Genomic DNA, 10,874 nt, shown 5'->3' on the forward strand with positions numbered 1-10,874 from the left:
CCGCGGACCGCCCGGCCCGCGCTGACCTGGCCGCCCGGGAGCTCGCCGAGGCCGGGGAGGGTGACGGAGTCGTTGAGCGCCTTGCCGAACTCGATCAGCCCGACCCTGACCTCGGTCACGACGTGGCGGTCAGCGTGACGCTGATCGACTGGTCGGCGTTCACCCGCTCCGACTCGACGACCATCCCGTTCGAAGCCGCGCGCGCCTTCAGCCGCGCCAACACCGACTGCTGCACCTGAGCCGCGTACGCCTCGTCGACCGACAGCACCAGCCGCTGCGCTTCGGCCTCGGCGAGACCGGGGCCGTCGACGTGCGCCAGCTGGACGCCCTCGGGGCCGTACACGAACGTGATCCGCCGTCCCTCCCACGCGGCGACGACGGAGTTGCCGTCGTCGGTGACCTGCGCCCGCAGCCCGGTGAGCGCGCGGGCGAGCAGGTCGCGGTGCCGCATCCGGGTCCGCACGGTGACGACACCCGGCTGCGCCTGCGCGTGCGCGGCGATCGTCGCGGCGTTGAGCTGGGCCAGTGCTTCGCTGCGCAGCTTCAGCGTGACACTCATCGGTGATCCCCTTCGAGCAGCGCTTCCAGTACTTCGGTGGTGGCGAACCCGTTCACTTCGATCCCGCCGTCCACCCCGATCGTCAGTTCCAGGCGGTTCGGCGTGGTGAAGATCGACTCGTCGTAGCGGTCGGTCAGGAAGTGGAACCGCTGGTTGACCGACCCGACCCACGGCCGCGCGGTCTCCGGCCGGTCCGCCAGGAACGGCCCGTCCACCAGCAGATCCGTCGAGTCGAGGAGCTTCGACGGCGGCAGGTCCTCCAGCACATGTCCGGTGAACGTCATCACCGAGAGGCCTTCGGAACGGACCGCGGAAGCGAAGTGCCCCAGCGGCTCGGCCTGGTCGAACGGCTCGCCGCCGAGCAGCGTGACGCCCTCGATCCCGGGAATCGCGAGCACGTGCGAAACCAGGTCGGGCCACGGCATCGGCGTCCCGCCGCGCGTGGTCCACGTCTGCGGGTTGAAGCAGCCGGGGCAGCGCACCGAGCACCCCTGCGTCCACACCGCGCACCGCACGCCGGGACCTTCGGCCGCGGTGACGTCGACGATCCGGTGGAGGTTCAGGAGTTCCATTGCTGCTGCGACGCCGGGTTCTCGACCTCGGCGGAGGTCCGGCGGTAGTCCTCGGTGAACTCCGACGACACCGTTTCCGCGCCGAGCAGGTCTTCGAGCAGCGGGATGTAGTCGAGGCACTTGGACCCGGTCACGCCGTGCGTTTCGGCGCTGATCGAGCCGTCCTTGGCGATGGTGACGGTCACGCGGTGCGTCATACGTCGATCGTCCTTCCCCTCGGGGACTCCGGCTGCGGTGGCGCGACGGGAGCCTCGACGACCTCACCGGAAGTGTCGGTGGCCGCGACGGCCCGGGTCTCCGCCCAGTTCCGGATGGCCAGGATCTCGTCGGCCTGGGTGACCGACAGCGGCACGGTCGACTTCACCGCGCGCACGAGGTCGTCGCGGCGCAGCGGCCGCTTCTCGGCGAACGCGTCGACCAGCCCGGACAGCACGGCCTGCTCGATTTCGGCGCCGCTGTAACCCGCGCTGACGTCGGCCAGCTCGGCGAACAGCGCGTCGTCGAGCCGCAGTTCGCTGGCCACGAACGGGTCGGTGACGCGCTTGGCCAGGTGGATCCGCCAGATCGCGGCGCGCTCGGGCGCCGAGGGCAGGTCGACGAAGAAGATCTCGTCGAACCGGCCCTTGCGCAGGAACTCGGGCGGCAGCGAGCCGACCTGGTTCGCGGTCGCCATCACGAACACCGGCGCCGACTTCTCCTGCATCCACGACAGGAACGTGCCGAACACTCGCCGCGCGGTGCCGCCGTCACCCCCGCCGCCCGCGCCGGCCAGACCCTTCTCGATCTCGTCGACCCACAGCACGCAGGGCGCGATGCCTTCCGCGGTGCGGATGACCGTGCGGATGTTCTTCTCGCTGGAGCCGACCAGCCCGGCGAAGACGCGCCCGAGGTCCAGCCGCAGCAGGGGCAGCCGCCACATGTTCGCGACGCAGACCGCGGACAGGCTCTTGCCGCAGCCGGGCACGCCGGTGAGCAGCAGGCCCTTCGGCGCCGCGAGGTTGTACGCCGACGCGGCGGGCGTCCAGGTGCCGGTGCGCTTGGTCAGCCAGCGCTTGAGCCGGTCCAGCCCGCCGACGGCGTCGAAGCTCGTCTCCGCGGGGACGATGTCGAGCATCCCGGACCGGCGGACGGCCTGGCGCTTCTCGGCGAGGATCAGCTCGAGATCGCTGGGGTCGAGCCCACCGCCTTCGACCAGGGCCCTGGCGAACGCGTTCTCGGCTTCCGGCAGCGTGAGGCCCCGCGCGGCGGCGACGATCATGTCCCGGTCGTCGCGGTCGATGCTGATCCGGACGTTCTGCCGGTGCGCGGCGACCATGCCGTCCAGCAGCTCGCCGATCTGGCGCTGGTCGGGCAGCGGGAAGTCGACGACGGTCGCGTCGTGCTCCAGCTCGGGCGGCACCGGCAGGGACGGCGACACGAGGATCAGGCTCAGCGGCACCGGCCGGGTCTTGAACGCGGCGGCGAGTTCGCGCAGCCGCCGGACGACGTCGGGATCGGGCCGGTGCCCGCCTTCGGAAACCAGCGACGGGTGCAGGTCGGCGAAGACGAAGACGGCGGGCTCACCCCAGCCGTAGATCCGCTCGAGCGCGGCGGCCGCGGTGCGCGTGTCGCTGATCGGCGGCCCGCCCGCGGGCGCGAGCCCGGTGGTCGACGACCAGACGTACACCCGCCGCGGCGTGCGAAGGCGCTGCTGGTCCTCCGCGACCGCGCGGATCTCCCGCAGCACCCGCTGCTCTTCGTGCGTCTCGACGACCAGCAGCGGGTAGCGCGCCTGCAGCAACTGGGTCAGCTCGTCGCGAAACCCCTGGCCGGCCATCGATCGCCCCCTCGAAGTCCGTCCGGACCCTACCAGTCACGCGCCGACGAGCAGGACTTCGTAGGTCGGGCTGGTGGGCGGGTAGCCGCTGAAGATGTGGGAGTTGACGACGGCGAGCCGGTCGCCGATCTTCGCCGCCGAAACCGGCTGGTCGAACAGCGGATCGGTGATCGTGCCGTTGGCGGTTCCGCGGCCCAGGTCGCCGTCGAGGCACCACCGGGTGATCTTGTCGTCGAGCTGCACCGCCCAGAGCCGGTGGCCCTCGAGCACGAGACTGGCGACACCGGGCGCGTTCACTCCCTCGATCTCCGCGCTGGCGCCGGTGACCGGGTTGATCTTGTACACCTTGCCGGGCGTCGTGGCGGCCACGAGCAGGGTGTCGCCGGACGGCGTGGCGATGACGTCGTTCATGAAGAAGGTGTCGGGGGAGCCGCCCGCGCCCGGCCCGCTCAGCGGCAGGGTGCGCGGCGCGCCGAGCACGCCGGCCACGACCGGCACGAAGAACAGCTGCGGGTGGTAGGAGTCGGTGAACCAGGCGCCCTGCGGGGTCACGGCCACGTCGTTGACGTAGGACGTCTGCGCGTCGCCGAAGGTGAAGTCCGCGACCTTCGCCTTGGTGCGCACGTTGTAGACGTAAGCCTTGCCGGCCTTCCCACCGGCGACGAACAGCAGGTCGTGGCGCCGGTCCAGGTCCACCCCGGCCGCCATCGCCCCGGGTGGCGCCTCGATGAAGCGCTCGGCGGTGCCGCGCTTGACGTCCTCGCGGAAGATCGTGCCGGCGATGAGGTCGCCGGTGTAGTAGGTGCCGCCGCCGGCCGCGGTGATCCCTTCGGCGGACGTGGCACCCGGCAGCACGATCACGCGGGCCGCCGCGGACGCCGGTACGGCCGGCGCGAGCAGCAGGATCGCCGTGGCCAGAGTCAGGATTCTTCGCATCGGGTTCCCTCCCTCTTCCCAAGAAGGATCCTGCCATTGAGCTGGCTGATCAGGCACCTGGTTCCTAGACTCGGCGGCAGTCACCGCCGACTTCAGGAGGCACCATGCCTGACGCGCCCGCCCTGCCGAGTTACGCCTCGGGGACGTCGCAGGTCCCGCTGCTCGGGGACACCATCGGCGACAACTTCGACCGGACGGTCGCGGCGTTCGGCGACCGCGACGCCCTGGTCGACCGCACCGCGGGGCGCCGGTGGACCTATCGGGAGCTGGCCGCCGAAGTCGACGCCCTGGCGCTGGGGTTGGTGGCGCGGGGGATCGGGAAGGGTGACCGGGTGGGGATCTGGTCGCCGAACCGGGCGGAGTGGACGTTCCTGCAGTACGCGACGGCGAAGATCGGCGCGATCCTGGTCAACATCAACCCCGCGTACCGGTCGCACGAGCTGGAGTACGTCCTCAACCAGGCCGGGATCCGGTTGCTGGTCGCCTCGGACAAGTTCAAGACCTCCGACTACCCGGCCATGGTCGAAGAAGTCCGGGAAAAGTGCGCCGCGCTGGAGCACGTCGTGATCCTCGGCGGGCCGGATTGGCAGGCCCTGATGACGGCCGGTGGGGACCCGGAGCGGTTGAAGCATCTGCAGGCCGGGTTGTCGGCCGATGACCCGATCAACATCCAGTACACCTCGGGCACGACCGGGTTCCCGAAGGGCGCGACCCTGTCGCACCACAACATCCTCAACAACGGCTTCTTCGTCGGCGAGCTGTGCAACTACACCGAGACGGACCGGGTGTGCATTCCGGTGCCGTTCTACCACTGCTTCGGGATGGTGATGGGCAATCTCGCCTGCACCAGCCACGGTGCGTGCATGGTGATCCCGGCACCGGCGTTCGACCCGAAAGCCACCCTCGAAGCGGTAGCGGCGGAGCGGTGCACGTCGCTGTACGGGGTGCCGACGATGTTCATCGCGGAGCTGAACCACCCGGACTTCGCGAGCTTCGACCTGTCGTCGCTGCGGACGGGGATCATGGCGGGCTCGCCGTGCCCGGTGGAGGTGATGAAGCAGGTCATCGACCGGATGGGCATGGCCGAGGTGTCGATCTGTTACGGCATGACCGAAACCTCACCGGTGTCCACCCAGACCCGCGCCGACGACTCGATCGAGCGCCGGGTCTCCACCGTCGGGCGGGTCGGGCCGCATCTGGAGGTCAAGGTCGTGGACCCGGAGACCGGCCTGACCGTGCCGCGCGGTGAGCCGGGGGAGCTGTGCACCCGCGGCTATTCGGTGATGCTCGGCTATTGGGAGCAGCCGGACAAGACAGCCGAGGCGATCGACACGGCGCGGTGGATGCACACCGGCGATCTGGCGGTCATGGACGGCGACGGCTATCTCAACATCACCGGCCGGATCAAGGACATGGTCATCCGCGGCGGGGAAAACCTGTATCCGCGGGAGATCGAGGAGTTCCTCTACACCCACCCGGACATCCTCGACGCGCAGGTGATCGGCGTCCCGGACGAAAAGTACGGCGAGGAACTGATGGCGTGGATCCGGATGCGCGAAGGCGCCGAGCCGCTGACCGCGGAGAAGGTGCGGGAGTTCTGTGAGGGCAAGCTGGCCCGCTACAAGGTCCCCCGCTACGTCCACGTCGTGGAGGAGTTCCCGATGACGGTGACGGGCAAGGTCCGCAAGGTCGAGATGCGCGAAAAGTCGATCACCCTGCTGGGACTGGAAGCCGCCGCGTCCACGAAACACGCCTAAACCGTCCGAGGCGTCCGGGCGTTGACCCTTCGCGACTTCGCGAAGGGAGGCGACCGATGATCATCCTCGGCTGGGACTGGTGAGACCGGTGGGGCACCTTCGCGAAGGTGCCCCACCACGCTTCAGGAAACCGCCGCGGCCGCCTCGGCGATCGCCTTCGCGTCCTCCTCGCCGAACGTTTCCTCCAGGTGCTCCGGCGAGTAGTCCAGGTCGATCTGCTCCACCGGCATCCCGCGCGCCGACTCGATCGCGCCCAGGCGGCGCTGTGCCCGGTCCGCGGCGTACTGGACGATCTCCTGCGGGTCGTTGTCGAACGGCAGTTCCTCGAACTGGTCCTGCACCCACTGGATCATGTTCAGCGCGTGCGGCAGCAGTTCGCCCATCCGCTGCTGGACCGCGTCCCACAGCGAGTCGTCCGCGGCGACGTGACGGCGGCACGTGAACGTCCCCCACGCCATGTGGCGGCGCTCGTCGTCGCCGATGCGGCGGACCAGTTCCTGCATGCCCGGCAGGATGTCGTGCTGGGTGCAGATCAGCTGCCACGAGTAGTACCCCGTCAGCGCGAGACTGCCTTCGATCACGTGGTTGTACGTCACGCTCGCGCGGATCTGGTTGAGCGGGCTGGGATCGTCCTCCAGCGCCCGCAGCGACTGCGGTAGTTCCTCGTAGAACAGCTTGCGGTAGTGCGGGTTCTCGGCGACGTACGGGTGGAGGTCCTCGGTCAGCCCGACCGCGTCCATCCAGCGGCGGAACACTTCCGTGTGCTTGGCTTCCTCGAAGCAGAACTGCGTCAGGTACATCTCGTCGCCGAAGCGGCCGGTCGCCGACATCGCCCGCATGAACGGCTGGATGTCCTCCGTGACGGCCTCTTCGCCGGCGATGAACTGCGCGACCAGGTACGTCGTCGAGCGCTTCTGCTCGTCGTTCAGCGTGTCCCAGCCCTCGCGCTCGTGGCTGAAGTCGATGTCGGCGGGGTTCCAGAACTTCTTGTTGCCCTTGACGAACAGGCGCAGCGGGAAGGAGTCCCAGTTCAGCCCGCCCTTGCGCAGCGAGGAAAAGCCGGTCCGCAGCTCGGGCAGCGTGTCGGTCATCGTGTCACTCCATTGTGGACGAATTGGCGGATGGCGGGTGCCAGCACGGCGGTGACGGCGTCGGCCGCCTCCGTCGCGGAGTGCGTCGGGAGCACCAGGTGCGACAGGGAAAGCCGCACGACGGTCTCCGCGAGCAGGGCCGCGGCTTCGGCCGAGAGCCCGGGTTCGAATTCGCGGTACTGCTCGGCGGCGAGGTCCGCGGCCGCGGTGAGGATCGGCTCGCCGCGGCTCGTGAGCAGCGGCAGCAGGTCCTCGCCCGCTTCGGTGCCGAGCGCCGCCGCGACCAGGCGGTTCTCCCGCGCGTGCTCGATCGTGTAGACCACGGCGTGGTGGATGCCCGCCAGGAGCCCGTCCGCCGTCTCGAACCGCTGCCGGATCCCGTCGAGGAACTCCGACGCGGTGCGCAGCGCCACCGCCTGGGTCAGCGCCGCCTTGTTGCCGAACTCGTTGTAGACGGTTTGCCTGCTCACGCCCGCTTTCGCCGCGACGTCGGCCATCCGCAGACCCGCGTGCCCGCGGTCGGGCAGCAGGTCGGCCGCGGCGTCGAGGAGCGCTTCCCGCAGGGACGCCTTGGTCCGGTCAGTGAAGCTGGTCACACTCCCACCTTGACACAGATGAGTCCGCTGTCAAGACGCTGTACATGATCAGCTGACGTGTAAAACTGTCGGTGGTGGCGGCTACCGTGTCGGTTGTGGGCATCACGGTGGGGTTCGACCTCGACATGACACTGATCGACGCGCGGCCGGGCATGGCCGCGGCGATGAACGCGCTCGGCGCCGAATCCGGCCTGCCGCTGGACGGTGACGCGTTCGCGGCCAACCTCGGCCCGCCGCTCGACGACATCCTGCGCGGCTTCGAGGCCCCGGAGGAACGCATTCCCGGGCTCGTCGACCGGTTCCGCGCGCTCTACCCGGACATGGTCGTGCCGAGCACGGTCGCGCTGCCGGGCGCGGTCGAGGCGCTGCGCGCGGTCCGGGAAGCGGGCGGGCGCACGCTGGTCGTCACCGGCAAGTACGGCCCCAACGCGCAGCTGCACGTCGACGCGCTCGGCCTGGACGTCGACGAGGTCGTCGGCGAGCTGTGGTCGACGCAGAAGGCCGAGGCGCTCCTGGCGCACGACGCGCGCGTGTATGTCGGAGATCACGCGGGCGACATCCGGGGTGCCTTGGCGGCCAACGCGATCGCGGTCGGCGTCACCACGGGTCCGTGCGACCGCGCACTCCTGCTGAGCGAAGGAGCGGAGGTGGTGTTCGAGTCGCTGACGGAGTTCCCGGACTGGTTCGAGAAGACGTTCGCAGCGGTCTCTTAGTTCTTGGCGCGTGCCTCGCGGACCAGCGCGATCAGGCCCAGCAGCAGCCCGAGCGGGGTGACGACACCGGCGGCGACGGACAGCCAGATCGGCAGGTTCTCCAGGCCGGCGGCGAACATGATGAACACGGCGAGCACGGCCAGCATGCCGATGCCGAACAAGCCGATGCCGAGGCGCATCAGGAACGGTTTGCCGGGGGTAGCCACCGCGGCCTCCTTCGACGTGGTCTTCATGACGCAGAGGGTATCCGCCGGTATCGACTTCTCCCCAGGGCATGTGGCGAGATACCCTTTACCCAGCGCGCCCTGGGTACGCCCCCGGGCGCGTTCGTCGTGAGCGGGACAGCAGAAGGATTGGTGAGGGAAGTGCCGACCGGCAAGGTCAAGTGGTACGACGCGGAGAAGGGGTTCGGGTTCGTCACGCAGGACGGTGGCGCCGACGTCTACATCCGCAAGGCCGCGCTGCCGCAGGGCGTCGAGGGGCTCAAGGCCGGCCAGCGGCTGGAGTTCGGCGTCGCCGACGGCCGTCGTGGTCCGCAAGCGCTCTCCGTCCGGTTGCTCGACCCGCCGCCGTCCGTCGCCGAGGCGCGCCGCCGTCCCGCCGAGGAACTGCACGGCCTGATCGAGGACATGATCAAGCTGCTCGAGCTGAAGGTGCAGCCGGACCTGCGGCGCAACCGCTACCCGGACCGCAAGCACACCAAGCAGATCGGCGAGATCATGCGCGCGGTGGCCCGGGACTTGGATCCCTAAACCGCTAGGCCTCCAGCCGGAGACCCCACACGTCGCTGGGCAGCAGCCCGGACTCACCGGTGCCGGCGTTCAGCACGGCCGTGTACTTCTGCACGTCGACCGCCGAGATGCGGTCGGCGGGCGTCGGCGGCGTGACCGTGTACGCGTAGCGGTCCAGCGACGTGAACGGGATCGGGTCGCTCTGCTTGTACTCGCCCTGCGGGGTGACGTACTCGTAGACGATCTGCCACGGCGCGTCGGCGACCTCGCCGGGCACCGAGATCTGCACGGGCTTGCCCGGGCGGACCTTCAGGGTCTTCGTGTCGCCCTTGGCGCTGCACGGCTGCGCGAGCTGCTGCGAGTAGTCGCAAGTGAGCACGGGCGTGGTATTGATCGTGTGGCCGTCGGCGTAGAACGTGACCTCGGCCGGGCCGGGTGCCGAGCAGCCGGCCACCGCGAACCCACCGGCCGCAAGCAGGGCCACCACCCGGGAACGTCGCATGGGTTCAGACCCTACCGGCGGGGTGCCGCGTCCCTGGGCAGGCCCTGGACCGGGAAGCTGCCGGTCGGCTCGGGGCGCAGCGGCCGGTCGCCGCCGAGGCCCGGCACGAGCGAACCGCCGCGGCGCACGAGGTACGTCTGGGTCAGGCCGACCGCCAGCACGATGGTGATGACCAGGAAGCCGATCCAGTACGTCGGCGGCAGCAGCAGGCCCGCGCCGCCGCCGAGGCACCAGGCCAGCTGCAGCACGGTTTCCGAGCGGCCGAACGCCGACGCGCGCGACTCCTCGGGCAGGTCTTCCTGGATGACGGCGTCGAGGCTGATCTTCGCGAGCGCGCTGGCGGTCGCGCCGACCAGGCCGACGATCGCGGCCGTGGCCAGTCCGGGCAGGATCGTCGCGACCAGCGCGGCCAGCACGCAGCCCGCCACGCAGCCGACGATCACCTGGTCCGGGCTGCCGAAGTGCAGGCGCGAGCCCAGCGCGTTGCCGAGGAACCCGCCGGCCCCCGCCGCGGCGCCGATCACGCCGAGCAGGAGCAGCTGCATGAACGGCGTCTGCCCGGTGCCTTCGGTCTGCGCCTTGACCGCGAACGCGGCGAACATCATGAGGAAGCCGGTGAGCACGCGCACCGAGCCGTTGCCCCACAGCGCGACGACGATGTGGCGCCCCAGCGGCTGGCGGCGCTTCTTCTCGGTCGGGTGCGCCGAAAGCGACGTCGGGACCTCGCCCTCGGTCGCCTCCACCCAGGCCGGGATCCGCATCGACTGCACGGCGGCGGCGACGCAGATCAGCGCCGTGAACCACAGCGCGCCCGCCGAGCCGGTGATCGCGTTGACCCCGCTGGCCAGCGCGCCGAACGCGCCCGCGGCGACCAGGCCGAACGTCGTCAGCCGCGCGTTGGTCTTCGACAGCGTGATCTCGGACGGCAGCACCCGGGGCGTCACCGCGGCCTTGAGCACGGTGAACGACTTCGAGAGCACCATCATCCCGAGCGCGGCCGGGTAGAGCAGCCAGTCGTCGAAGTGCAGCGCCATCACGACGGCCATCAGGGCCTGGCCGACCGAAGACGCGCACATCGCGAGGCGACGGCCGCGCTGCACCTTGTCGAGTGCCGGCCCGATCACCGGCGCGACCAGCGCGAACGGCGCGATCGTGATGAGCAGGTAGAGCGCCACCTTGCCCTTGCTCTCCCCGCTGGTCGCGGCGAAGAAGAGGGTGTTGGCCAGCGCGATCGCCATCGCCGCGTCGCTGGCGTAGTTCAGCATCACGGCGTAGGTCAGCGAGGTGAGCCCGGACTTCTCGGCGCCGTCGGCCTTCGTCGCGCGCTGGAAGGCGCCGACGGCCTGGCCGGTCAGCTGGCGGCTGCGCATCGCCGCCACCCGCGTGACGGTGATCTTCTTCGGCAGCTTCGGCGTGCCGCCGGGCGTCCGCGGTTCTTCGCGCGGCGGCAGCGGTTCGGCCTCCGGCGGCCGCGGCTCGCCGGCGTAGCCCCCGGTGTCGTAGTGCTCGTACTCGCCGCTGCCGGGGTGCCGGTCGCCCTGGTAGAACCCGCCGGGTTCGCGGCGGACGGGCTCGGTGCGGTGCGGATCGCGCGGAGACGG

The 10,874-nt window shown here is 70.3% G+C and carries 13 protein-coding genes; 3 read left to right on the top strand and 10 right to left on the bottom strand.

The window, feature by feature from the left end:
* Positions 1–115 precede the first annotated feature (115 nt).
* Genes G3I65_RS27300 through G3I65_RS27320 form a run of 5 tightly spaced genes read right to left on the bottom strand, consistent with a single transcriptional unit; the run spans position 116 to position 3,883 of the window.
* Positions 116–559, bottom strand: coding sequence for a hypothetical protein (locus G3I65_RS27300; RefSeq protein ID WP_160698657.1), 444 nt, complete (start codon positions 557–559; stop codon positions 116–118).
* The gene (locus G3I65_RS27305; protein WP_160698658.1) at positions 556–1,131 is read right to left on the bottom strand and encodes a 4Fe-4S single cluster domain-containing protein; all 576 of its coding nucleotides are present in this window, start codon (positions 1,129–1,131) and stop codon (positions 556–558) included. Before G3I65_RS27305 ends, G3I65_RS27300 begins: the two co-directional genes overlap by 4 nt.
* Positions 1,119–1,316 carry a DUF2997 domain-containing protein gene (locus tag G3I65_RS27310; protein ID WP_309235735.1) on the bottom strand — a complete coding sequence of 66 codons (198 nt, stop codon included), beginning with the start codon at positions 1,314–1,316 and terminating at the stop codon, positions 1,119–1,121. The genes G3I65_RS27305 and G3I65_RS27310 overlap by 13 nt, the downstream gene beginning before the upstream one ends.
* An 8-nt stretch (positions 1,317–1,324) precedes the next feature.
* The gene (locus G3I65_RS27315; protein ID WP_160698660.1) at positions 1,325–2,947 is read right to left on the bottom strand and encodes an AAA family ATPase; all 1,623 of its coding nucleotides are present in this window, start codon (positions 2,945–2,947) and stop codon (positions 1,325–1,327) included.
* Positions 2,948–2,983: 36 nt separating this feature from the next.
* Positions 2,984–3,883: a hypothetical protein gene (locus G3I65_RS27320; RefSeq protein ID WP_160698661.1), complete on the bottom strand. Its 900-nt coding sequence runs from the start codon at positions 3,881–3,883 to the stop codon at positions 2,984–2,986.
* A gap of 104 nt (positions 3,884–3,987) precedes the next feature.
* Between G3I65_RS27320 and G3I65_RS27325 the strand changes: the two genes are divergently transcribed.
* Positions 3,988–5,640, top strand: a complete 1,653-nt coding sequence (locus G3I65_RS27325) for an AMP-binding protein (RefSeq protein WP_160698662.1) — start codon at positions 3,988–3,990, stop codon at positions 5,638–5,640.
* 122 nt (positions 5,641–5,762) lie between these two features.
* Here G3I65_RS27325 and G3I65_RS27330 read toward each other — a convergent pair whose 3' ends face one another.
* Together G3I65_RS27330 and G3I65_RS27335 are read right to left on the bottom strand one after the other, a co-directional pair.
* Positions 5,763–6,731 carry a R2-like ligand-binding oxidase gene (locus G3I65_RS27330; RefSeq protein WP_160698663.1) on the bottom strand — a complete coding sequence of 323 codons (969 nt, stop codon included), beginning with the start codon at positions 6,729–6,731 and terminating at the stop codon, positions 5,763–5,765.
* Positions 6,728–7,327 carry a TetR family transcriptional regulator gene (locus G3I65_RS27335; protein WP_160698664.1) on the bottom strand — a complete coding sequence of 200 codons (600 nt, stop codon included), beginning with the start codon at positions 7,325–7,327 and terminating at the stop codon, positions 6,728–6,730. The genes G3I65_RS27330 and G3I65_RS27335 overlap by 4 nt, the downstream gene beginning before the upstream one ends.
* Before the next feature lie 95 nt (positions 7,328–7,422).
* On the opposite strand from G3I65_RS27335, the gene G3I65_RS27340 reads away from it, so the two are divergent.
* Positions 7,423–8,040, top strand: coding sequence for an HAD family hydrolase (locus G3I65_RS27340; RefSeq protein ID WP_160698665.1), 618 nt, complete (start codon positions 7,423–7,425; stop codon positions 8,038–8,040).
* Here the strand turns inward: G3I65_RS27340 and G3I65_RS27345 are convergent.
* Positions 8,037–8,273 (bottom strand): hypothetical protein, encoded by a 237-nt coding sequence (locus tag G3I65_RS27345; protein ID WP_163046762.1) that lies wholly within the window; start codon positions 8,271–8,273, stop codon positions 8,037–8,039. The two genes, G3I65_RS27340 and G3I65_RS27345, sit on opposite strands and share 4 nt — an antisense overlap.
* Positions 8,274–8,405: 132 nt before the next feature.
* On the opposite strand from G3I65_RS27345, the gene G3I65_RS27350 reads away from it, so the two are divergent.
* Positions 8,406–8,792 (top strand): cold-shock protein, encoded by a 387-nt coding sequence (locus G3I65_RS27350; RefSeq protein WP_086861937.1) that lies wholly within the window; start codon positions 8,406–8,408, stop codon positions 8,790–8,792.
* 4 nt (positions 8,793–8,796) lie between these two features.
* On the opposite strand, the gene G3I65_RS27355 is transcribed toward G3I65_RS27350, so the two are convergent.
* Positions 8,797–9,273 carry a DUF2771 family protein gene (locus G3I65_RS27355; RefSeq protein ID WP_160698666.1) on the bottom strand — a complete coding sequence of 159 codons (477 nt, stop codon included), beginning with the start codon at positions 9,271–9,273 and terminating at the stop codon, positions 8,797–8,799.
* 11 nt (positions 9,274–9,284) lie between these two features.
* Positions 9,285–10,874, bottom strand: a 1,590-nt coding sequence (locus tag G3I65_RS27360) for an MFS transporter (protein WP_160698667.1), incomplete at its 5' end; no start/stop codon positions are given.

The sequence above is a fragment of the Amycolatopsis sp. SID8362 genome, from assembly GCF_010550475.1.
GTDB classification, from domain to species: domain Bacteria; phylum Actinomycetota; class Actinomycetes; order Mycobacteriales; family Pseudonocardiaceae; genus Amycolatopsis; species Amycolatopsis eburnea.